The sequence below is a fragment of the Pseudomonas fluorescens group sp. PF-1 genome, assembly GCF_054481335.1.
Genome location: NZ_JBTMNG010000001.1, coordinates 591,825 through 613,554, shown reverse-complemented (window position 1 = coordinate 613,554; position 21,730 = coordinate 591,825). Strand labels below are relative to the sequence as shown.

The window sequence follows — 21,730 nt, the reverse complement described above, 5'->3', positions numbered from 1 at the left end:
CAAGCCCGCTCCCACAGGTCATGTGTCGGTCGCACGTTTAAGCACGACACATAACCTGTGGGAGCGTGGCTTGCCCGCGATAAGGTCCGCAGGACCTTCAGGCGGTGTTAGAGCCGGCCGTATTCCTGCGCCGTACGATCCACCGCTTTCAGGGTCTTGCCCACCAGCTCGTCAATCTCTTCACGACTGGCAATCAACGCTGGCGCCATGATCATCCGCCCCAGCGTCGAACGAATGATCACCCCTTCTTCAAAGCCAATCGTGCGGCAACGCCAGGCGATGTCGTTCTCGTTGGCAAAGCGTTTGCGGCTGGTCTTGTCTTCGGCCAATTGCAGTGCCGCCACCATGCCCGTGCCCTGGATATCGCCCACCAGCGGGTGATTGCCGAACACCTCGCGCAGGCACTGTTGCAGGTACGGACCGATGTCATCCTTGACCCGCGTCACCACCCCTTCATCGCGCAATGCCTTGAGGTTGGCAATCGCCACCGCCGCCGCCACCGGGTGCCCGGAATAGGTCAGGCCGTGGGCGAACACCCCGCCCTGCTCCACCAGTACCTGGGCCATTTTTTTCGACAGCACCAGGCCTCCCATCGGGATGTAGCCCGAGGTCAGGCCCTTGGCGATGGACAGGGTGTCCGGCTCGAAACCGAAGTACTCGTGGGCGAACCATTCGCCGGTACGCCCGAAGCCGCCAATCACTTCGTCGGCACACAACAGCACGTCGTATTTGCGGCAGATGCGCTGGATTTCCGGCCAGTAGCTTTCCGGCGGGAAGATCATGCCGCCCGCGCCCTGGAACGGTTCGGCGATGAAGCCGGCAACCTTGTCCGCGCCCAGCTCGAGAATCTTCGCTTCCAGTTGCTGCGCCGCGCGCAGACCGAATTCGGCCGGCGTCAGGTTACCTTCGTGAGCGAAGAAATACGGCTCGTCGATGTGCTCGATGTCGGGGATCATGCCGCCCATTTCGTGCATGAACTTCATGCCACCGAGCGCCGTCGCGGCCAGGGTCGAACCGTGGTAGCCGTTCCAGCGGCCGATCATGATTTTCTTCTCGGGCTTGCCGAGCACCTGCCAATAACGCCGCACCGTGCGGATCAACACTTCGTTGGCTTCGGAGCCTGAGTTGGTGTAGATCGCGTGGCTGTAGTGACCCGGCAACAGGCTGAACAACAGCTCGGAAAGCTCGATCACCTGCGGGTGAGTGGTGTGGAAAAACATGTTGTAGTACGGCAGCTGTTCCAGCTGCTGGCTCGCCGCCAACGCCAGGTCCTTGCGCCCGTAGCCGAGGTTGGTGCACCACAGCCCGGACATGCCGTCGAGATAACGCCGACCGTCGTTGTCCCACAGGTGCAGGCGCTCGCCACGGACCATCACCCGAGGTCCTTCATCGTTGAGTGCCTTTTGATCGACGAATGCGTGGATGTGGTGCGCGGCGTCGGCGGCCTGGTAGTCGCGGGTGTCACGTGGGGTGGTCATCGCCAGTTCTCCGTTTTGTTATCAGCGCAATTGAAACCAGGTGGTCTTCAACTGGGTGTATTTATCGAATGAGTGCAGCGACAGGTCACGGCCAAAACCGGACTGTTTGCCACCGCCGAAAGGCACGGTCACGTCCAGCGCATCGACGCTGTTGACCGACACGGTACCGGCTCGCAATTGTCGCGCCACGCGGTGGGCGCGATTGAGGTCGTCGGTCCACAGCGACGCCGCCAGACCGTAGACGCTGTCGTTGGCCAGTTGCAAGGCGTGGGCCTCGTCATCGAACGCCGTGACCGCCAGCACCGGGCCGAACACCTCATCGCGAAACAGCGGCATGTCCGGGCTCACCCCGGTAAAAATGGTCGGCTGGATGAAGTTGTCGGAACCATTGAAGATCGACTGCCGGCCGCCACAAACGCGGGTCGCGCCCTGCCGCTCGGCCTGCTGGATGAACGTCATGATGCGTGCCGTCTGGCGGCTGTCGACGATGGCACCGGCAGCGCTCGACGGGTCCAGGGGATTGCCCGGCTGCCAGCACTCGGCCTGGGCCTTGAGTCGCTCGACGAATTCATCGTGAATCGAGCGCTGCACCAGCAACCGCGAGTTGGCGGAACAGACTTCACCCTGATTGAAGAAGATGCCGAACGCCGCCTTCTGCGCCGCCAGATCCAGGTCCTGACAGTCGGCGAACACCAGGTTCGCACTCTTGCCGCCGCACTCCAGCCACACCTGTTTCAGGTTCGATTGCGCCGAGTACTGCATGAAGTATTTGCCGACCTCGGTGGAGCCGGTGAACACCAGGCAATCGACGTCCGGGTGCAGGCCGAGGGCTTTACCGGTCTGTTCGCCAAGCCCCGGCAACACGTTGAGCACACCGGCCGGCAGGCCGGCTTCGAGCGCCAGCTCGGCCAGACGCAGCGCGGAGAACGGCGACTGCTCGGCCGGCTTGAGGATCACCGAATTGCCCGCCGCCAGGGCTGGCGCGAGTTTCCACGCGGCCATGTCCAGCGGGAAGTTCCAGGGCACCACGGCCGCGACCACGCCCAACGCTTCGCGGGTGATGGTCGCCAGCACGTTCTGTGCGCTGGGGGCGACCTGATCGTAGAGTTTGTCGAGGCTCTCGGCGTACCAGCGCAACACCCCGGCGGCGCCCGGCACGTCAATGTTGTAGGCGTCCATGACGGGTTTGCCCATGTTCAACGAATCGAGCAGCGCCAGTTCTTCGCGATGGGCCAGAATCAGATCCGCCAGGCGCAACAGCACCTGCTTGCGCTCGCTCGGCGAACGCGCCGCCCAAGTGCCGGCTTCGAACACCTGCCGCGCGTTGCGCACCGCTGCGTCGACGTCCTCGTCACCGCAAGCCGCCACGTTGGCCAGGCACTGGCCAGTGGCGGGGTTAATGGCCGCGAATGTCTGTCCCGACTGCGCCGCACGGGATTGACCGTCGATCACGGCCTGGTCGGGTAGCCGCAGCGCAGCGGCCTTGTTTTGCCAATATGCAAGCTCGAACACGTTCAGATGCTCCAGGGGCTTTTCTTGTGCATGGATGGTGGCCCAGGCCCGTGTCGAGGAAAAATAGTAAAAATGTCTTCGCAGACGATGAAAAAACTGGGTAGCCAATCTCCCTGGTCGCGCCGCTTGTGGTTATTGTTCAAACGCGACAAAAACTTCGCCTGAAGGGATACGGGCGGTGCGTAAATTGCTTGGATGCCTTACCCGTCCGTCCCGAGGTTTGTCGTGGCCGCCTACAACCTGCGTCAATTGAAGTACTTCATTACCACCGTCGATTGCGGCAGCGTCGCCGAGGCTTCGCGCAAGTTGTATATCGCCCAACCGGCGATCTCCACGGCGATCAAAGGCCTGGAGGACAGCTTCGGCGTGCAACTGCTGATCCGCCATCACGCCCAGGGCGTCTCCCTGACGCCCAGCGGCGCGCGCTTCTACCGCAAGGCCCAGGAACTGCTGCGCATGGCCAAGGAGTTCGAACAGAACGCTCTGGCCGATAACGACGTGGTGGCCGGGCAAATCGATATCGGCTGCTTCGAAACCGTCGCACCGCTGTATTTGCCAAAGCTGATTGCGGGGTTTTCGGCACTGTACCCGGGGGTAAAAATCCGGATCCGCGACGGTGAGCAGCAGGAGTTGGTGCAAGGCCTGACCTCGGGCACCTTCGATCTGGCGATTCTCTATGAGCACGACCTGGACGCCACCATCCAGACCGAACCCCTGATGCCGGCGCAACGCCCTTATGCCTTGCTGCCGGCGGATCATCGCTTTGCCCAGTTGAAGCAAGTGTCGCTGCGCGACCTGTGCCTGGAGCCGATGATTCTGCTGGATGTACAGCCGAGCCGGACCTACTTCGTCAGCCTGTTCGAGGAACTGGGCCTGACGCCGCACATTGCCTTCAGCTCACCGTCGATCGAGATGGTGCGAGGAATGGTCGGGCAAGGGTTTGGCTTCTCGATCCTGGTCACGCGGCCGCATTCGGAGTGCACCTATGACGGGCAAAAAGTGGTGTGCGTGGACATTGTCGAAGACGTCACGGGGTCAGGACTGGTGGCGGCGTGGTTGAAACGCGGCCAATTGACCAAACCGGCGCAGCTGTTCGCCGATTACTGCCGCGAGCAGCTCACCGAAAAATCCGAAAAAACACACCCGACCCTGTAGGCACCAGCTTGCTGGCGAAGGGTTTGGAATCTGTGGTGTTTTGCAGGACGCCTTCGCTGGCAAGCCAGCTCCCACAAGTTCTGTGGTGGTTCGGCGAACGCCATCTGTAGCAGCCGGCTTGCCGGCGAAAGGGCCGTGGAGACTTGCACCGACCTTGATGCCGCCTTCGCTGGCAAGCCAGCGCCTACTTACGCGGCTTGATCCGTGCGGTCGCTTCGGCCACCAGCGGATCATCTGGCCAGTAGTGTTTCGGGTAGCGCCCCTTCAAGTCCTTCTTCACTTCGGCGTAGGTGCTGCGCCAGAAGTTCGCCAGGTCTTGCGTCACCTGCACCGGCCGCCGCGCCGGGGACAACAGATGCAGCTTGACCACCTGCCGGCCACCGGCGATGCGCGGGGTCTCGGCCAGGCCAAACAGCTCCTGCAGGCGCACCGCCAGAATCGGCGGTTGTTCGCTGTAATCCAGACGGATCGACGAGCCTGAAGGCACGCTCAAATGATGCGGTGCCAACTCGTCGAGCCGTTGCGGCAACGGCCAGGGCAACAGGTTATGGACGATGCTCGACAGGTCCAGGTTAGCGAAGTGACTGAGCCGCGAGACCTTGCCCAGATACGGCATCAGCCAGTGCTCCAGGCTTTTGAGCAACGCGGCGTCGCTGACATCCGGCCACTCGCTCTCGCCCTTGCCCGCCAGATCCAACTGGCGCAACAAGGCGACCCGCGCCTGCCACTGACGCAACTCCGGCGTCCACGGCAACAATTCCAGACCCTTGCGCCGGACCAGATTGACCAGCGCCTGGCTGCGGGCGGTTTCATCGAGGCCGGTCAGCGGTTCGCGGCTGAGAATCAGTTCCCCGACCTTGCGCTGACGCTCGGCCCGCAACACGCCTTCGCGTTCGTCCCAATCCAGTTGATCGACCACGCGCACCTGTTCGGCCAGCACCGAGTCGAACAGTGCCGGGTCGAAATCCGTCGCCAGATAAATCCGTTCTTCACGCTGGCCCTGACGACTGCCGAGGTCGGCGATCACCAGCCAGGGTTGCTTCATCAGGCTGTCCGCTTCGGCGAACAGGGCTGCGCGGCCATTGGCCAGGCGATACTCGGCGCCGCCCGCGCGTCGTTGTTGGGCGACGCGATCGGGATAGGCCAGTGCCAGCAGCGCGCCAAGCCAGCGCGGGTGATCGGGATCGCTGACCGGCTGCGTTGCCTTGCCGCGCAGATAGCCTCGATATTGCCGCGCCAGTTGCCGCGCCCGCTGCACCCCGCCCTGGGCACCGCGAGCGGCGCGCGCCTCGCCGGACAACAGCACCAGTCGGCTGTGCAGATCCGCACCGGCACCGCGCAAGATGTCGCGCTCGCCAAGCAGCGCCGCGACATCGCAGGCCATGTCTGCCAAACCCAGGGCCTGGCCGCGCAACAGCAAATGGGCGATGCGCGGATGCGCCGGCAACTCGGCCATGGCCTGACCGTGACGGGTCAGCGTTTGGCCATCCAGTGCGCCCAAGCGTTCGAGCAGGTCCTGCGCCTGGGCGTACGCGGCGGCGGGGGGTACATCGAGCCAGACCAATTGCCCGGGCGTCACGCCCCAGCGGCCGAGTTGCAAGGCCAGACCGGCGAGGTCCGCCGAAAGGATCTCCGCACTGCCGTAGGCCGCCAGTTGTTCGTGCTGATCCTGTGACCACAGGCGATAACACACGCCGGGCTCCAGTCGCCCGGCGCGGCCCGCACGCTGGGTAGCGCTGGCCTTGGAGATACGTTGGGTGTCGAGGCGGGTCATGCCGCTGCCCGGGTCGAAACGCGGCACCCGCGCCAACCCGGCATCAATCACCACGCGCACGCCGTCGATGGTCAGGCTGGTCTCGGCGATGTTGGTGGCCAGCACCACTTTGCGTTGGCCCACCGGCGCCGGGTCGATCGCCGCACGTTGCGCGGCCAGGTCCAGTTCGCCATGCAACGGACAGAGCAACACCTGAGGGGTGTCGCCCAGCGCATCGGCCAGTTGTTGATGCACGCGTCGAATTTCCGCTTGTCCGGGCAGGAACACCAGCACGCTGCCGGTCTCATCGTTCAAGGCTTCGAGAATGGTCTGCACCAGCCGTGGCTCGATGAATTCACCCGCCTGGAATGGCCGCCCCCAACGCATCGCCACCGGGTACATGCGCCCTTCGCTGCGCAGGATCGGCGCATCGTCCAGCAGCCCGGCCAGGCGTTCGCCCTCCAGGGTCGCGGACATCAGCAGGATTTTCAGCGGTTGATCGTCGCGAAACAGCTCCCGGCCATTGAGGCTCAGGGCCAACGCGAGGTCGGCGTCGAGGCTGCGTTCGTGAAATTCGTCGAAGATCAGCAGGCCCACGCCTTCCAGTGCCGGGTCGTCCTGCAAGCGCCGAGTGAGGATGCCTTCGGTGACCACTTCGATGCGGGTGTCGGGACCGACCTTGCTGTCGAGCCGGATGCGATAACCCACGGTTTCGCCGACTTTCTCGCCCAGTTCACTGGCCAGGCGCTCCGCTGCCGCACGCGCCGCCAACCGGCGCGGCTCGAGCATCAGGATGGTTTGCCCGGCCAGCCACGACTCGTTGAGCAAGGCCAAGGGCACGCGGGTGGTTTTACCGGCGCCGGGCGGTGCTTCGAGCACGGCTTCGTGGCGTGTCGCCAAGGCTTCACGCAGGGCGGGTAAAACTTCATCAATCGGCAAAGAAATCATGCTGGCTCCCAAACAGAGCGGCGAGTATAACGGCGAACTGCCCAGTGTTCGTTGCGGTCCTAATTCATACCGATGACGCTTCGTTTTGAAATGACCCAGGAGATTTCATATGCGTATTCCCTTTCGCCTGATTGGCGGTGTTCTGGTCGCCACCCTGCTGACCCAAGTAACGGCCTGCGGTTCGATCTTCTACCCGGATCGCCGCGGCCAGATCGACGGCAAGATCGATCCGGCCATTGCCGTACTCGACGCCGTGGGCCTTCTGTTCTATATCATTCCCGGCCTGATCGCGTTTGCCGTGGACTTCGCCACCGGCGCGATTTACTTCGAACCGGGCAAGACAGCCCAGGTTGATCCGGAAAAGCTCAAGGACGCCATCGGCGCCGACGGCAAGGTCGATAACCTCAAGTTGCAGACTATTCTGCAGCGTGAACTGGGCCGCAGCTTCCCGCTGGATGATCCACGCCTGATCCAGCACAAGGGCAGCACCCAGCAACTGGCCATGTTCGGCCTGCAACCCGCCGCGTAATCGGTGCATTTCAAGGAAAGGCCGCACTTATGATCTCCAGCTCCGAACACGCCCGCCTGCTGCGGCTGGCGACTCGTGCCTCGGTGGCGGTGGCTTGCACGCTGGTCGTCGCCAAGGCCATCGCCTGGTGGCTGAGTGGATCGGTGAGCATGCTCGCCGGGTTGACCGACTCGGCACTCGACGGCATCACTTCGATGCTCAACTTGCTGGCTGTGCACTACGCCCTGCGCCCCGCCGACGACGATCATCGCTACGGGCATGGCAAGGCCGAGTCGCTGGCCGGCATGGCGCAGGCGCTGTTCATCGGCGGCAGTGCGGTGCTGATTGCGATGCAGGCGTTCGAGCGGATCAAGCATCCGGAGCCGGTGGGCGCGCCATGGATCAGCATCGGGGTGATTGTGTTCTCGCTGGTCCTGACCCTGGCGCTGCTGATGTTGCAGCATCGTGTGGTCAAGGCCACGGGGTCCAACGCGGTGCGCGCCGACTCCTTGCATTACCGCTCGGACATGCTGCTCAACGGCAGCATCCTGGTGGCGCTGGTACTGGCCGGGTTTGGCTGGCATCAGGTCGACGCCTGGTTCGGTCTGGGTATCGCTGCGTACATCCTCTGGAGCGCGGTGCAGATCGCCCGGGAAAGTTTCACGGTGCTGATGGATGAAGAGCTGCCGCCGGATGTCAGCCAGCACATGCTCGAACTGGCGTGCAGCGTTCCGGGCGTGCTGGGCGCCCATGACCTGCGCACGCGGGTCTCCGGCAACCAGTGGTTCGTGCAACTCCACCTGGAATTACCGGGGGATCTGACGCTATCCGTTGCCCACGGCATCAGCGATCAAGCCGCCGATGCAATTCACGCCGCCTACCCGCGAGCCGAGGTGCTGGTGCACGCCGACCCGATGAAAATAGCGGCAAGCTCCAAGCTTTAAGCTGCAAGTTTGAGGCTAATGCTCACAGCTTGCGGCTTGAAGCTTGAAGCTTGAAGCTTGAAGCTTGGAGCTTCAAGCTGCTACTGAACCTGATACCCCCGACTGCTCAGGCAATTGCCCTGAGCCTGGCGATAGGCTTGCACCACCGAAGGGTCTGGCTGGTAGGTCGCGGTTCGCGGATCGAAGCCACTCTGCTGTACCGCGTATTGATAACACTCGTAGCCATCCCGATTGACTTGCTCCTGGGACTGGCCGTTGGCCGGATAGGCCACCACGTCATAACTGTTATTGGCGGGTTGCGGCGGCTGCGGTTGAAGGCTGCCAACGGGTGGTTCGACCACGACGTAATCCTGGGTACTCTCCTGATAGGCGTAGTACGCGCCCGCCGCCAGAAATAGCACCGCGCCGCCGATCAACACCTGTTCGGCGTAATCCGGCAAGTAACTGACGCGAATCCCGCGCGGTGGTTCAACCACCACATAACGCGGGCCCAGCGGGCGATACCAGTAACCGCCGGAGTAGAAATAATCCATGCCACGGTAAGGCACGCGGTACTCGCGGTCCGGGAAGCGATCGATCACATGACCCGGACGATACTGCGGCCCAGGGCCCCAACCATTGCCGTGCCCGTTCGGACGGCCCTGCCACTGATTATTACTCGACGGCGCACCGGTATAGCCGCCCCAGTGCTGGTTGTTGTCGTTGCGCCGCGGCACGTCCTGGTAATACCCGCGCTGCGGCGGCTGGGTCTGACGCACCGCGTCGGGCCTTGGCTGGATCGGCAAGTCATTGGCCGGCAATTGCGGTGGCGGCGGAGGGGAACGAACCGGATTGTTGAAATCGGGCTGTTGACGGTTTTGCCATTGGCCATCGTTCCGGTTCTGGCCGTTGTGCTCGAACTGGCGACTGTTGTCGCCACGAATGACGTCATTGTTTTGCGGGCGCGGTTGATTGTTGCCATGGCCCTGATTATTTCCCTGATGACCGCCCTCCCCCTGTCGACCACCCTCGGGCCCACGGTTCTGCGGCTCATCGGCCAACGATTGCGCAGTGACACTGACACACAGTAAACCAACTCCGGCCAAACGCCAGATGCGCGACTTCATGCTTTTCCTCACTGTGGGGACTGCTGGGGTACGGATTGCGTAGGAGCGAACAGCGCTTGTACGTAAGACTGGAAATGCACAGGCTGGTTCTGCCACAGGTTATCAGTCGCGAAACTTATTTATTGAGGGGCAGCACTATATTCCAGGCATAGAAAAAGGGGAGACCTGTCGGCCTCCCCTTGAGAACTTCGTCCGTGCTCGACGCTTTTGACGTCGGCTCACCTCACGCCGTCTTCTGGACAGTGTGTAGCTCGGGGGCCGGCACATCCCCTGTGGGGGTGGCGACCGCAGCTGGCCTGATTGGGCGAGCCGCACTGGACTGTTTGTCCGAGCAGTGATTCTGGTGATAAGAATAGGCTCGGAGAGCCAGCAGAGGATTGCGAAGATTGCTCAAATAAACACTACTTGCGCAATTTTTAACCCTGGATAGATAATCTGTCGCAATAGTTATGACAAAGGCCTGATTGATGAGCAAACTCGACCGATACGACCTGAGCATTTTGGCTGAATTGCAGCGTGATGCACGCATCTCCAATCAGGAGCTGGCCGAACGCATCGGCCTGTCACCGTCGCCCTGCTCACGGCGGGTCAAGCAACTGGAGGACGACGGCTACATTTCCCGCCAGGTCGCCTTGCTCGACCGCAAGATGCTCGGCCTGAGCCTGACGGCGTATGTGCTGATCGGCATGGACCGCCATACGCCAGAGCGCTTCGAGAACTTCGAAGCGGCTATCCGTACCTTGCCGCAAGTCCTGGAATGCAGCCTGGTGACCGGGATGGATGCCGATTATCAGCTCAAGGTCGTGGTGCCGGACATGGACCACTATCAAAAACTGCTGCTGGGGCACCTGACGCGAATTGAAGGCGTGACCAGCGTGCGCTCCAGTTTTGTGTTGAATCAGGTTTTGAACAGCACAGAGTTGCCGCTGACTCATCTTCGTAGCTAAGGGCGCCTTCGCTGGCAGCCAGTTCCTACAGGGGATCTTCAGCGCACCAGGATCAACTGTAGGAGCGAGCTTGCTCGCGATGGGGCCGCAACAGCCGACGAATGACTGCGACACACCGCCGCAGGTCAATACTGCCCTCCCCCAGCGAGGCGTATACTCCCCGCGCCCTTTTAGCCTCGCCCGCGCTGGAGATGTTCAATGGATCCTGCAGTTTTCGAAGAGTGGATGATGACCGGCCTGGTCTCCATCCTGATCATTTTCATGGGTTTCATCGTCTGGGATCTGGCGAAGAAGTCCAAGGCCGGGCGTTTCGGCTCGTTCATTCTGTTCTTCGTGCTGGGCCTTGGCGTGGCGGCGTTCGTCATCAAGAGCGTGGTGATCGGATTGATCGAGTCCGGCACCTTATAAGCGCGCCGGCACTTCCTTCCACTGGCCCTGATCGAGCCCTTCGAGGCTCCAGTCGCCGATTCTGACCCGCACCAGGCGCAAGGTTGGCAGCCCGACCGCCGCCGTCATGCGGCGCACCTGACGGTTTCGCCCCTCGCGAATCACCAGCTCCAGCCAACGGGTCGGCACACTCTTGCGAAAGCGCACCGGCGGATTGCGCGGCCACAACTCGGGTTCGTCGAGTTGCCGCGCCTCGGCAGGCAAGGTCATGCCGTCGTTCAACTCCACGCCATCGCGCAAACGCTGCAACTGCTCGGCGCTCGGCTCACCTTCCACTTGCACCCAATAGGTCTTGGCCAGTTTGTGTTTCGGGTCGGCGATCCGCGCCTGTAGCTGGCCGTCGTTGGTCAGCAGCAGCAAGCCTTCGCTGTCACGGTCCAGCCGTCCGGCGGGGTAAATCCCCGGAATATCGATAAAGTCCTTGAGCGTCGCCCGACCTTCGCCATCGCTGAATTGCGTCAGCACATCGAAGGGTTTGTTGAACAGGATCAGTTTGGGCTCGGCCGGTGGCGCCTTGGCGACACGGCGCGGGGCCGAAGGGGATGGCTTCGCGCCAGGACGGCGAGAAACGGGACGTTGAGGACGGGACATGGCAAAAGAGACATCTAACGGTCAGGGCTGACAATGCTAGGGCGCGCCATCAATAATTACCACTGCCACGCCCTTGCCCCGACCGCTAAATGACCATGACAAACCGTTAGCGGAACGGCGGTTCGTCGAAGCTGCGCAGTTTGCGCGAGTGCAGCGAGTTGAGTTCGGTGCGCAGCAAGTCCACCGCCTCGATGCCGATCTTCAAATGCTGGCTGACCGCGCGTTCATAGAAGGCGTTGGCCGAGCCCGGCAGCTTGATTTCACTGTGCAGCGGCTTGTCCGACACGCAGAGCAACGTGCCGTAAGGCACACGCAGGCGATAGCCCTGGGCGGCGATGGTGCCGCTTTCCATGTCCACCGCGACGGCGCGAGACAGGTTGATCAGCGGACGCTCCTGGGCCCAGCGCAGCTCCCAGTTACGGTCGTCGTAGGTCAATACGGTGCCGGTGCGCAGGCGTTTCTTCAATTGGTCGCCTTGCTCGCCGGTGATGTTGGCCGCCGCTTGCTGCAAGGCCATCTGCACTTCGGCCAGGGCCGGGATCGGAATGTTCGGCGGCACCACCCGGTCGAGAATCCCGTCACGGCGCATGTAGGCGTGCGCCAGCACGTAGTCGCCAATGGTCTGCGACTGACGCAAGCCGCCGCAGTGGCCGATCATCAGCCAGCAGTGCGGACGCAGCACCGCCAGGTGATCGGTGATGTTCTTGGCGTTGGACGGGCCGACGCCGATGTTCACCAGGGTCACCCCGTGACCGTCGCTGGCGATCAGGTGATAGGCCGGCATCTGGTAGCGGTGCCAGACCACGCCGGCGGCAATAGCCGAGGCTTCGCCGTGGTCCATGCTCTTTTCGATGATCACGTTGCCCGGCAGCACCATGCGCACGAAACGCGGGTCTTTGCGCAATTGTTCAAGGCCATGGACGATGAACTGGTCGACGTAACGGTGGTAGTTGGTCAGCAGAATCCACGGCTGTACATGACGCCAGTCGCTGCCGGTGTAGTGCACCAGTCGGCGCAGGGAGAAATCCACCCGCGCGGCATCGAACAGCGCCAGTGGCAGCGGATCGGTGTTTTCCCAGTCGTACAAGCCATCGGCAATGCCGTCGGTCGCCGCCGACAGGTCGGTGCTGGGGAACACCCGAGCCAGCACGGCAGCGGTGACGCCAGAGCCGGCCAGCTCATCGCCCTGTTCGACGACATACGGATACGGGATGTTTTGCTGACTGACACCGACCTCTACGGTCACGGTGAAGTCGTGCATCAAGGGCACAAGCTGTTCCAGCAGGTACTTACGGAACGCCGAAGGGTGGGTGACGGTGACGCTGTAGGTGCCTGGCAACTGGACCTTGGCGTAGGCGCGGGTGGTCTGCGGGACTTCGCCCTGGCAAAGGTAGGTCAGACGCAGTTCGGGATATCGAAACATTGCCCGCTGCTCGGCGTCCGGTTCGACACGATCCTTGAGGTAGCGCTTGAGCGCCTGACTCAGAGCGGTGGTTGCACGATTGTGCAAGAGCGCAAGCCGGTCAACGGCTTGCTCGGCGGTTTGAACGACAATAAAAGCTTCGGTCACGATCAGCATCCTGTGTTCTGACTTGCAGGCCTTCATCTTGCCTGCATCGTCGCTTCACGGGAACAGTGGCATGCTGATACAAAAAATATTGCACACACCGAAAATCCTGTGGGAGCGAGCCTGCTCGCGATCAGGTCATCACATCCAACATTTTGGTTGAATGGAAGTTCGCTATCGCGAGCAGGCTCGCTCCCACAGTAGGTTGATGGTGATCAAAAGCCCTGCGGGGTCGACCGCGCGACAATGGCTTCCACCTCCAGCCCCCGTGGCAACGCGCCATATACACGTCCGGCGGAACCGAGACGACTGGCGATGAAGGCATCGCTGACCGCCGCATTGCCTGCCTCCAGCAGCAGTTTGGCTTGCAGACCCAGGGCAATGTCTTCGGTCAATTGCCGGGCACGGTACTGAATGTCACTGGTGTCCTTGAAGGCTGTCTGCAACCGATTGATGTGCGCGGCCAGGCGCTTGTCGCCATGGCCGTCGCCCAGCTCGTTGAACAATACGTCCAGCACGCCAGGCTCTTTGGACAGCGCCCGCAGCACATCGAGGCATTGCACGTTGCCGGAGCCTTCCCATGTCGAGTTGACCGGCGCCTCGCGGTACAGCCGCGGCAGGATGCTGTCTTCGACATATCCGGCCCCCCCCATGCATTCAGCGGCTTCATTGATCATGGCTGGCGCGCGCTTGCAGATCCAGTACTTGCCCACTGCTGTCACCAGTCGGGCGAATTTCGCTTCCTGCTCACTCTCCAGATGATCCAGCGCCCGGCCCATGCGCAAGCTCAAGGCCAGCGCCGCTTCGCTTTCCAGTGCCAGGTCCGCCAGCACGTTTTGCATCAATGGCTGTTCGCTGAGCAATTTGCCGCCGACCGAGCGGTGCGCACAGTGATGGCTGGCCTGGGTCAGGGCCTGGCGCATCAGCGAACTGGAACCGACCATGCAATCGAAGCGGGTCATGGCCACCATTTCGATGATGGTGGGAACACCGCGCCCCTCTTCGCCGACCATCCACGCCAGCGCACCACGAAACTCCACTTCGCTGGAGGCGTTGGAGCCGTTGCCGAGCTTGTTTTTCAGGCGCTGGATGTAGAACTGATTGCGCGTGTCATCCGGGCGATGGCGCGGCAGCAGGAAACAGGTCAAGCCCTTGTCCGTCTGCGCAAGCGTCAGAAAGGCATCGCACATCGGCGCCGAACAGAACCACTTGTGCCCCACCAGTTCGTAAGCCTGGCCAGGACCGCTGGCACCGACCGGATAAGCCTTGGTGGTGTTGGCACGAACGTCGGTGCCACCCTGTTTCTCGGTCATGGCCATGCCAATGGTGACCCCGGCCTTATGGACCATGCCGACGTTGCGCGGGTCGTATTCGGTGGCAAGAATTTTCGGCAGCCATTGTCTGGCCAGATCCGGCTGCAGACGCAGTGCCGGCACGCTGGCGAACGTCATGGTCAGCGGGCAGCCACTGCCGGCTTCGGCCTGGCTGTGCAAATAGGTCATGGACGCGCGGGCAACATGGGCACCGTCCTGGGGGTGTGCCCAGGGCAAGGAGGTCAGGCCATGCTCGATCGCCGTGCGCATCAGTTGGTGATAGGCCGGGTGAAACTCCACCAGGTCGATACGATGGCCAAAGCGGTCGTGACTGTTGAACACCGGTTTGTTCTGATTGGCCAGGAATCCCGCTTCCATCAGCGGCCCGCCCGCCAGCGCACCGTACGCATCGATCCGCGATTCGGCCCAACCGGCCCCGAAGCGCCGCGACCACTCCTGCAACGGCAGGTCGATGCGATACAGGTTGATGCCGTCCAGAGACGGTGGCTGGTTGGTGACTTCGTGGGTTTCGGCAAACTGATGCAGGTTCATGACGGGGCTCCTTTGGTCAGCCAAGGGACCTCAGTTAAGCACCGCCCTTGGGCTGATCAAAGTGTCATATTTGCCTAACTGCCGGCGCTTTCGCCCTGTTACGCGCAAAGCACCCGTCGATAGAGCGCAGCCTGCAAATCTTCGAATTTCACCGGTTTGTTCAGGTAGTCGATCAACGCGCCGGTCGGGCAGCGCTCCCGTTCAACGCCCAGTGCGATGATGAATATCGGCACCTCGGCGCAGCCCGGCAAGGCGCGAATCTGGCAGCACAACGACACACCCTCCACGGCCGGCAACTGACAATCGAGCAGCACGGCGTCGAAGGTTTCACACTGCAACAATTCGAGTGCGGTTTGGCCGCTGTCAGCCGTGCGGACCCGGAACCCGAGCTTGAGCAACATGCCGCGCATCACCAACTGATTGATGCTGTTTTCGTCCGCCAACAACACCGAGCAATCCTGCGGCAGGCGCAGGCGCGGGAAATCCCGGGCCATAGAGGGCACCGTCGAACGTTCCGACGCTGGCACTTCGAACTCGACATCGAGCTGGAAGCGACTCCCACGCCCAGGCTCGGAGCGATGGGTCAGGCGTCCGCCAAGCAACTCCACCAACTGCCGGCAGATGGCCAGACCCACGCCCAAGCCACCGTATTCACGGGTCATCGAACCATCGAGCTGGAAGAAGCGTTGATACATGGTCGCCTCCCCCAGATCGGTAAAGCCGATGCCGGTGTCGATCACCGCGAAGGACAGCGCGAGTCGGTCAGGCTCGACGGTTTTACCCGTCACCCGCAACGCCAACCCTCCCACCTTGGTGAATTTGATCGCGTTATCCAGCAGGCATTCCAGGCATTGCGCCAACTTGGTGCTATCGCCATGCAATCGGTCCGGCACGCCGGGTGCCACGTCGACCTTGAAGTCCAGCGATTTGCTCGACGCACTGCCGTCGAATTGCACACGCAACGCCTCGACCACACCGCGCAAACTGAATGTCGTCGGGTAAGCCTTGAGCTTGCCGGCCTGCAACTCGGTCAGGGTCAGGATGCCGTTGACCATACGCATCATCTCCCGCGCCGATCCCGCGGCTGTTTGCTGGTATTGCTCCAGCTCGGGGTCCATCTCGACGGTCTGCATCAGCTCCAGTGAGCCGATCACCCCGTTCATGGGCGTGCGCAGTTCATGGGTCAGGGTGGCCAGGAATTCGTCCTTGAGCTTGTTACTGTGGGCCAGTTGCTGGTTGAGCACTTCAAGTTTTTGCCCGGCGTCGAACAACGTTTGCGCCTGCTGTTCGCGCATCGCATTGATGCGGTCGGCCAGGGCCAGGGACAGCAGTGCCACTTCGATGGCCGAACCGATCTGGCTGGAGTACATGGTCAGGAACACGTTCGGCAGATAACCCAGCACCATCAGCGTGTTGATGATGCCGCCCAGCAAAAAAGCCGACCAGGCAATGATGAAATACCGCGCCACTCGCAGACCACGTAGCCAGGCGAAAATCCCCGCAGAAAAGATCACCACGGTAAAGGTCAGCGCCAGCGCCGTGGCCAGGCGCAGGGCCAGGGCGTAACTGGTCATCAAGGACAATCCAACCACCAGCGCGCTGAACGCCACCAATGCCAGCAACAGGCGATCGAGCCAGCGACTGTGGGTGGCCGTCTGCAAGAAGCTGCGAGCGAACTGGCTGCCAAACAGTCCGGCGCAACCAATGAAAAATGGCGTCGCAGCGTTGGCCCACCAGGGGTTGTCCGGCCAGAAATACTGCACGGCCGCACCATTCACAGAGAGCTGGTACAGGCCGAACGAGGCAATGTAGACGATGTAATAGAGGTAACTGGTGTCGCGCACACTGAGGTAGATGAACAAGTTGTAGACCAGCATGCCCAGCAACACGCCATAGATCAGGCCCAACACATAGAGTCGGACCGGCTGCTCTTCGAGGTAGGCGGTGCTTGACCACAATGTCACCGGCGCCTGGATCGAGCCCTCACTTTGCAAGCGCAGGTACAGGGTTTGGGTCTGGCCGGGGGTGAAGTTCAGACTGAACAGGTAGTTGTTCTGACGGATCTCGCGGCTGGCGAACGGCAAGGCATCGCCCGTCTGGCGAACCAATTGATAGTTGCCGGCTGCATCAGGCAAGTAGAGGTCAAGGTGATCGAGGGGTGGATACGCCAGCTCCAGCAGCCAGGTCCGTTGCGCCGTCGGGTCGGTCGGGCGGTACTGCAAGTCGATTTTCAGCCAGAACACCGAACGCGAGTAGCCGGCATTGAGGGTGGCTTTGTCATGGGGTTTGAAGTTACCGGCCGCCGCTTGTGCGCGCACGTCCGCAACGGTCGCCTGACCACTTGCGTCTTCAAACACCTGCAGGGATCGGCCCAGGGGGAGGCTTTGAGTGAACTCATCGAATTCGACGGCGTTCGCCAAAATGGGCAAACACAACATCAACATTAGCAAATAGCGCATTGGTGCCCCAGCGTGGCCTATCCGGTTCTGTCAGGAAGCCCCCCATTCCTTTTGAGCAGACGTAAAACCGGTATTACCTGTTATTGATTTGGATCCACTCTAGCATAGCCGTTGATGGCCATTGAGCACTACTGAAATTTTTCCTGCAAAGGCTCTAGATCGGGCTTTTCAGCGGAGATTATTGAGCTAGAGCTGTTTGATTGATCAGCTTGTAAAAATACCTGAGCGAACACCTGTGGCGAGGGTGCTTGCTCCCGCCAGGCTGCGAAGCGGCCCCAACGTTTTGTCAGTTGCGCCGAGCCATTGGACTTGACGACTGCTTCGCACTCGAGCGGGAGCAAGCTCCCCCTCGCCACAAGCATGTCGCTGCATCCGAAAAAAGATGTTTGGTGGTAAGCTCGCGCACCATGAATATCTACAGCTCTCGCCCCGTTGTCCTCTGTCTCTCCGGCCACGACCCAAGTGGTGGCGCCGGCTTGCAGGCAGATATCGAAGCCCTGCTCGCTCAGGGTTGCCATGCGGCTCCGGCCGTCACTGCCCTGACCGTGCAAGACACGGTCAATGTCACTGACTTCCGTGTCCTCGACCGTGAGTGGGTGTTGGCCCAGGCCAATGCCGTGCTCAACGATTCCGAGGTCGCGGCCGTCAAACTGGGCATGCTCGGTTCGCTGGAAATGGTCGACACCGTGGTCGAACTGCTCTCGGCGCACCCGCACCTGCCAGTGGTCTGCGACCCGGTGCTGCGCGCTGGCGGCGGCGGACGCCTGGGCAAGGATGAAGTCGGCTACGCCATGCGCGAACGCTTGCTGCCGCTCTCGATCATCGCCACCCCTAACCTTCCCGAAGCCCGCATCCTCGCCGAACTGCCCGAAGGCACCGCGGACGAGTGCGCTGAAAAACTCCTGCCGTTCGTCAAACACCTGCTGATCACCGGCGGCCATGGCGACGAAACCGAAATCCACAATCGCCTCTACAGCCGCGACGGCCATCGCGACACTTTTACCTGTCAGCGCCTGCCGGGCAGTTATCACGGTTCCGGCTGCACCCTGGCCAGCGCACTCGCCGGCCGTCTGGCCCAGGGTGAAAACCTCGCCAGCGCCGTACAGACTGCACTTAACTACACGTGGCGCACCCTGCGTGACGCGGAGCAACTGGGCAAAGGGCAATTCGTGCCACGCCGCCTGCCACTGGACTTCTGTTCGTAACGCCATGAGGCCTGTCCGATGAAACTACGTGGCCTGTACGCCATTACCGACAGCCAATTGCTGGCCGGTAAATTTCTCTCGTACGTGGAGGCGGCGCTGGAAGGCGGCGTCACCCTGCTGCAGTACCGCGACAAGAGCAGCGATGAGGCCCGTCGACTGCGCGAGGCGCAAGCCCTGCGCAATTTGTGCGAGCGCTACAAGACGCAGTTGATCATCAATGACGACGCCGAACTGGCCGCACGCCTGAACGTAGGCGTACACCTGGGCCAAACCGACGGCCCGTTGTCGCCGACCCGCGCCCTGCTCGGCTCCAAAGCCATCATCGGTTCGACCTGCCATGCACGGCTCGACCTGGCCGAGCAAGCTGTCAAGGAAGGCGCCAGTTATGTCGCGTTCGGACGCTTCTTCAATTCCAACACCAAGCCCGGCGCCCCGACCTGCAGCCTCGATCTGCTGGACCAGGCGCGCCAGCAATTGCACCTGCCGATCTGTGCGATCGGCGGCATCACCCTGGACAACGCCGCCCCGCTGGTGGCCCATGGCGTCGATCTGCTGGCCGTGGTGCATGGTTTGTTTGGCGCCGAGAGCACGACCGAAGTGACCCGCCGCGCCCGCGCATTCAATGAATTACTAAAAATCTGATTTGAGAGTCCGCACATGTCTCGTTCCGAAACCCTGTTTGCCAATGCCCAGAAACACATTCCCGGTGGCGTGAACTCGCCAGTGCGCGCGTTCAAGAGCGTTGGCGGCACGCCGTTGTTCTTCAAACACGCTGAAGGCGCCTACGTCACCGACGAAGACAACAAGCGTTATGTGGATTACGTCGGTTCCTGGGGCCCGATGATTCTCGGCCACAGCCACCCGGACGTGCTGGACGCGGTGCGCAAACAACTGGAGCACGGCCTGTCCTACGGCGCGCCGACCGAGATGGAAACCCAGATGGCCGACCTGGTCTGCTCGCTGGTGCCATCGATGGACATGGTGCGCATGGTCAGCTCCGGCACCGAAGCGACCATGAGTGCCATTCGTCTGGCCCGCGGTTTCACTGGCCGCGACAGCATCATCAAGTTTGAAGGCTGCTACCACGGTCACTCCGACAGCCTGCTGGTCAAGGCCGGTTCCGGGGCCCTGACCCAGGGCGTACCGAGTTCGGCCGGCGTGCCGGCGGCGTTCGCCAAACACACCCTGACCCTGCCATTCAACGACATCGACGCGGTTGAAGCGATGCTCGCCGAAGTCGGGCAGGACGTGGCCTGCATCATCGTTGAACCGGTGGCTGGCAACATGAACTGCGTACCACCGGCGCCAGGTTTCCTCGAAGGCCTGCGGACCCTGTGCGACAAGCACGGCGTGGTCCTGATTTTCGACGAAGTGATGACCGGCTTCCGTGTCGCCCTGGGCGGCGCCCAGGCTCACTACGGCGTAACGCCGGACCTGACCACGTTCGGCAAGATCATCGGCGGCGGCATGCCGGTCGGCTGCTTCGGTGGCAAGCGCGAAATCATGTCGCGCATCGCCCCGCTGGGCCCGGTCTACCAGGCTGGTACGTTGTCGGGTAACCCGCTGGCGATGGCTGCCGGCCTGACCACCCTGCGCCTGATCAGCCGTCCGGGTTTCCACGCGGAGCTGACCGACTACACCACGCGCCTGCTCGATGGCTTGCAACAACGTGCCGATGCGGCAGGCATCCCGTTCGTGACCACTCAGGCCGGCGGCATGTTCGGCCTGTACTTCAGCGGCGCCGACGACATCGTGACCTTCGATGACGTGATGGCCAGCGATGCGGCGCTGTTCGGTCGCTTCTTCCACCTGATGCTCGAAGGTGGTGTGTACCTGGCGCCAAGCGCGTTCGAAGCCGGCTTCACCTCGATCGCCCACGGCGAAACCGAGCTGAAACTGACCCTGGATGCCGCTGAGCGCGCGTTCGCTGCACTGAAGTAACGTGATCGAGCCGACGCTGGCCGTCGCCAGCGTCGGCTTTCACCTGCATTCCCGCTTTTTTTCCGACTCATCTGCCAACAATCCCCAGCAAAGTGGGCGATATATTTCCCGCGCAGCAGAAAAACGAGTAAAGACTTTGTAAGGTTGGCCCTGCTTATTTCATAATGCGCGCTTATTGGATCCCCTCGATGGGTCCGCGCGCCCTTCAGAGGTAAGTCGATTCCCATGAACCGCACCGGCCGCGCCCTTTCACTGGGCTGCCTGTTGCTCCTTCAGCCCCTGCTCGCGCTCGCACAAGCAGGCGGTAACTCGTTGTTAATCCCAGCGATGGGTCGCTGCACCCTCAATACCCAGCCGCAAGACCTGGCACAGGCACTCGCCGCCTGCCAGAAAGCGTCGGATGAAGGGGATGCCCAAGCGCAATACGAGTTGGGTGAGTTTTACTACGAAGGCAAAAACGCCCCGCGCGACCTCAATCAAGCCCTGAGCTATTTCGAAAAGGCCTCGCTGCAAGGCCACGCCCAGGCGCAATTCAAACTCGGCACCATGTTTTTCCACGGTGAAGGCGTGCCGGCCAATAACGTTCAGGCGTATATCCTTCTGAAAATGGCTGCGGTCAATGGCGACGAAGATGCGCTGGACACTGCCGACGAAGTCACCGAAAAGATGCCTCGCGAAGAACTGGAAGTCGCCACTCAGGTGCTGGGGCAAATTTTCCGTAAGTATTTGATGGAATTGCAGAGCGCCGATGGGCGTACGCCGTTCGCGCCGTTGCCTTAAGTTCTGTACCGATTTTTCTGGCCCCATCGCGAGCAAGCTCGCGATGGGGACGACTCGGTCACGAAACCTTACTTCTCAGGCATCGGCATCGGAAACGGCATGACATTGCCGACCGCGCCACGGGCTTCGCTGATTTTCGGCGTGCCCAGGCGCTCGACTTCGTCGATGCGCACGATCGAATGCATGGGCACAAAACTGCGCACCACGCCTTCGAACTGAGCCTTGAGCTTCTCTTCGCTCGGATCGACGACCACTTGCGTGCGCTCGCCAAAGACGAACTCTTCCACTTCCAGAAAGCCCCACAGATCACTTTGATAGATCTGCTTGGCGTACATTTCGAACACCTGGCCCTGGTTGAGGAAAATCACCTTGTAGATTGGAGCTTCACGTTTGGTCATGGTGGGCGGGTAACACATCGAGGGATAAAAAAGAGGGCGCGAACTATAGCATAGCCGTCGGACGCGCAGCGGTAGGAACCTGGGTGCATGTTCCCTATAATGCGCGGTTCTTTGAATCACGTGATG

General features: G+C 61.6%; 18 protein-coding genes. 9 read left to right on the top strand and 9 right to left on the bottom strand.

What is annotated here, in order from left to right; translation table 11 throughout:
* Positions 1–107: 107 nt before the first annotated feature.
* Together ACX3YD_RS02930 and ACX3YD_RS02925 are read right to left on the bottom strand one after the other, a co-directional pair.
* Complete coding sequence (locus ACX3YD_RS02930) at positions 108–1,478, bottom strand: aspartate aminotransferase family protein (RefSeq protein ID WP_448647442.1); 1,371 nt, start codon at positions 1,476–1,478, stop codon at positions 108–110.
* Between the two features lie 21 nt (positions 1,479–1,499).
* Positions 1,500–2,990, bottom strand: a complete 1,491-nt coding sequence (locus tag ACX3YD_RS02925; RefSeq protein WP_458959230.1) for an aldehyde dehydrogenase — start codon at positions 2,988–2,990, stop codon at positions 1,500–1,502.
* A gap of 225 nt (positions 2,991–3,215) precedes the next feature.
* On the opposite strand from ACX3YD_RS02925, the gene ACX3YD_RS02920 reads away from it, so the two are divergent.
* Positions 3,216–4,145 (top strand): LysR substrate-binding domain-containing protein, encoded by a 930-nt coding sequence (locus tag ACX3YD_RS02920; RefSeq protein ID WP_047533647.1) that lies wholly within the window; start codon positions 3,216–3,218, stop codon positions 4,143–4,145.
* Positions 4,146–4,329: 184 nt separating this feature from the next.
* Here ACX3YD_RS02920 and hrpB read toward each other — a convergent pair whose 3' ends face one another.
* A complete protein-coding gene (hrpB, locus tag ACX3YD_RS02915; RefSeq protein ID WP_458959229.1) occupies positions 4,330–6,846 on the bottom strand; it encodes an ATP-dependent helicase HrpB in 2,517 nt (838 codons plus the stop codon).
* Between the two features lie 109 nt (positions 6,847–6,955).
* On the opposite strand from hrpB, the gene ACX3YD_RS02910 reads away from it, so the two are divergent.
* Both ACX3YD_RS02910 and ACX3YD_RS02905 read left to right on the top strand, forming a co-directional pair.
* Positions 6,956–7,375, top strand: coding sequence for a hypothetical protein (locus ACX3YD_RS02910; protein ID WP_047533652.1), 420 nt, complete (start codon positions 6,956–6,958; stop codon positions 7,373–7,375).
* A gap of 29 nt (positions 7,376–7,404) precedes the next feature.
* Positions 7,405–8,298 carry a cation diffusion facilitator family transporter gene (locus ACX3YD_RS02905; protein ID WP_458959228.1) on the top strand — a complete coding sequence of 298 codons (894 nt, stop codon included), beginning with the start codon at positions 7,405–7,407 and terminating at the stop codon, positions 8,296–8,298.
* Positions 8,299–8,378: 80 nt separating this feature from the next.
* Here the strand turns inward: ACX3YD_RS02905 and ACX3YD_RS02900 are convergent, their stop codons facing one another.
* Positions 8,379–9,404: a DUF6515 family protein gene (locus tag ACX3YD_RS02900; protein WP_458959227.1), complete on the bottom strand. Its 1,026-nt coding sequence runs from the start codon at positions 9,402–9,404 to the stop codon at positions 8,379–8,381.
* A gap of 467 nt (positions 9,405–9,871) precedes the next feature.
* On the opposite strand from ACX3YD_RS02900, the gene ACX3YD_RS02895 reads away from it, so the two are divergent.
* Positions 9,872–10,351: an Lrp/AsnC family transcriptional regulator gene (locus ACX3YD_RS02895; RefSeq protein ID WP_007937367.1), complete on the top strand. Its 480-nt coding sequence runs from the start codon at positions 9,872–9,874 to the stop codon at positions 10,349–10,351.
* 198 nt (positions 10,352–10,549) lie between these two features.
* A complete protein-coding gene (locus ACX3YD_RS02890) occupies positions 10,550–10,759 on the top strand; it encodes a DUF2788 domain-containing protein (protein ID WP_007937369.1) in 210 nt (69 codons plus the stop codon).
* Here the strand turns inward: ACX3YD_RS02890 and ACX3YD_RS02885 are convergent.
* From ACX3YD_RS02885 to ACX3YD_RS02870, 4 genes are all read right to left on the bottom strand, one after another.
* Complete coding sequence (locus tag ACX3YD_RS02885; RefSeq protein WP_103403454.1) at positions 10,754–11,389, bottom strand: pseudouridine synthase; 636 nt, start codon at positions 11,387–11,389, stop codon at positions 10,754–10,756. The two genes, ACX3YD_RS02890 and ACX3YD_RS02885, sit on opposite strands and share 6 nt — an antisense overlap.
* 106 nt (positions 11,390–11,495) lie before the next feature.
* Positions 11,496–12,995, bottom strand: a complete 1,500-nt coding sequence (gene amn, locus ACX3YD_RS02880) for an AMP nucleosidase (RefSeq protein ID WP_178083106.1) — start codon at positions 12,993–12,995, stop codon at positions 11,496–11,498.
* Positions 12,996–13,171: 176 nt separating this feature from the next.
* Positions 13,172–14,821 carry an acyl-CoA dehydrogenase family protein gene (locus tag ACX3YD_RS02875; RefSeq protein ID WP_458959226.1) on the bottom strand — a complete coding sequence of 550 codons (1,650 nt, stop codon included), beginning with the start codon at positions 14,819–14,821 and terminating at the stop codon, positions 13,172–13,174.
* A gap of 98 nt (positions 14,822–14,919) precedes the next feature.
* Positions 14,920–17,280, bottom strand: coding sequence for a 7TM diverse intracellular signaling domain-containing protein (locus ACX3YD_RS02870; RefSeq protein ID WP_458959225.1), 2,361 nt, complete (start codon positions 17,278–17,280; stop codon positions 14,920–14,922).
* 407 nt (positions 17,281–17,687) lie between these two features.
* On the opposite strand from ACX3YD_RS02870, the gene ACX3YD_RS02865 reads away from it, so the two are divergent.
* The 4 genes from ACX3YD_RS02865 to ACX3YD_RS02850 all read left to right on the top strand — a co-directional run bounded on the left by ACX3YD_RS02865 (position 17,688) and on the right by ACX3YD_RS02850 (position 21,206).
* Positions 17,688–18,485, top strand: a complete 798-nt coding sequence (locus tag ACX3YD_RS02865) for a hydroxymethylpyrimidine/phosphomethylpyrimidine kinase (protein ID WP_034148145.1) — start codon at positions 17,688–17,690, stop codon at positions 18,483–18,485.
* A gap of 18 nt (positions 18,486–18,503) precedes the next feature.
* Positions 18,504–19,127 (top strand): thiamine phosphate synthase, encoded by a 624-nt coding sequence (gene thiE, locus ACX3YD_RS02860; protein ID WP_103403451.1) that lies wholly within the window; start codon positions 18,504–18,506, stop codon positions 19,125–19,127.
* Between the two features lie 15 nt (positions 19,128–19,142).
* Positions 19,143–20,426, top strand: coding sequence for a glutamate-1-semialdehyde 2,1-aminomutase (hemL, locus tag ACX3YD_RS02855; RefSeq protein WP_047533682.1), 1,284 nt, complete (start codon positions 19,143–19,145; stop codon positions 20,424–20,426).
* Positions 20,427–20,651: 225 nt separating this feature from the next.
* Positions 20,652–21,206, top strand: a complete 555-nt coding sequence (locus tag ACX3YD_RS02850) for a tetratricopeptide repeat protein (protein ID WP_103403450.1) — start codon at positions 20,652–20,654, stop codon at positions 21,204–21,206.
* A 68-nt stretch (positions 21,207–21,274) separates the two neighbouring features.
* Here the strand turns inward: ACX3YD_RS02850 and ACX3YD_RS02845 are convergent, their stop codons facing one another.
* A complete protein-coding gene (locus tag ACX3YD_RS02845) occupies positions 21,275–21,604 on the bottom strand; it encodes a DUF1820 family protein (protein ID WP_003185742.1) in 330 nt (109 codons plus the stop codon).
* Positions 21,605–21,730 lie beyond the last annotated feature (126 nt).

Bases quoted from the DNA above. Each gene is read 5' to 3' on its own strand.
- ACX3YD_RS02850 (WP_103403450.1), top strand. From the start codon at position 20,652: ATGAACCGCACCGGCCGCGCCCTTTCACTGGGCTGCCTGTTGCTCCTT.
- ACX3YD_RS02910 (WP_047533652.1), top strand. From the start codon at position 6,956: ATGCGTATTCCCTTTCGCCTGATTGGCGGTGTTCTGGTCGCCACCCTG.
- ACX3YD_RS02895 (WP_007937367.1), top strand. From the start codon at position 9,872: ATGAGCAAACTCGACCGATACGACCTGAGCATTTTGGCTGAATTGCAG.
- ACX3YD_RS02875 (WP_458959226.1), bottom strand. From the start codon at position 14,821: ATGAACCTGCATCAGTTTGCCGAAACCCACGAAGTCACCAACCAGCCA.
- ACX3YD_RS02890 (WP_007937369.1), top strand. From the start codon at position 10,550: ATGGATCCTGCAGTTTTCGAAGAGTGGATGATGACCGGCCTGGTCTCC.
- hemL (WP_047533682.1), top strand. From the start codon at position 19,143: ATGTCTCGTTCCGAAACCCTGTTTGCCAATGCCCAGAAACACATTCCC.
- ACX3YD_RS02905 (WP_458959228.1), top strand. From the start codon at position 7,405: ATGATCTCCAGCTCCGAACACGCCCGCCTGCTGCGGCTGGCGACTCGT.
- hrpB (WP_458959229.1), bottom strand. From the start codon at position 6,846: ATGATTTCTTTGCCGATTGATGAAGTTTTACCCGCCCTGCGTGAAGCC.
- ACX3YD_RS02885 (WP_103403454.1), bottom strand. From the start codon at position 11,389: ATGTCCCGTCCTCAACGTCCCGTTTCTCGCCGTCCTGGCGCGAAGCCA.
- ACX3YD_RS02845 (WP_003185742.1), bottom strand. From the start codon at position 21,604: ATGACCAAACGTGAAGCTCCAATCTACAAGGTGATTTTCCTCAACCAG.
- ACX3YD_RS02930 (WP_448647442.1), bottom strand. From the start codon at position 1,478: ATGACCACCCCACGTGACACCCGCGACTACCAGGCCGCCGACGCCGCG.
- amn (WP_178083106.1), bottom strand. From the start codon at position 12,995: ATGAAGGCCTGCAAGTCAGAACACAGGATGCTGATCGTGACCGAAGCT.
- thiE (WP_103403451.1), top strand. From the start codon at position 18,504: ATGAAACTACGTGGCCTGTACGCCATTACCGACAGCCAATTGCTGGCC.
- ACX3YD_RS02865 (WP_034148145.1), top strand. From the start codon at position 17,688: ATGAATATCTACAGCTCTCGCCCCGTTGTCCTCTGTCTCTCCGGCCAC.
- ACX3YD_RS02900 (WP_458959227.1), bottom strand. From the start codon at position 9,404: ATGAAGTCGCGCATCTGGCGTTTGGCCGGAGTTGGTTTACTGTGTGTC.
- ACX3YD_RS02870 (WP_458959225.1), bottom strand. From the start codon at position 17,280: ATGCGCTATTTGCTAATGTTGATGTTGTGTTTGCCCATTTTGGCGAAC.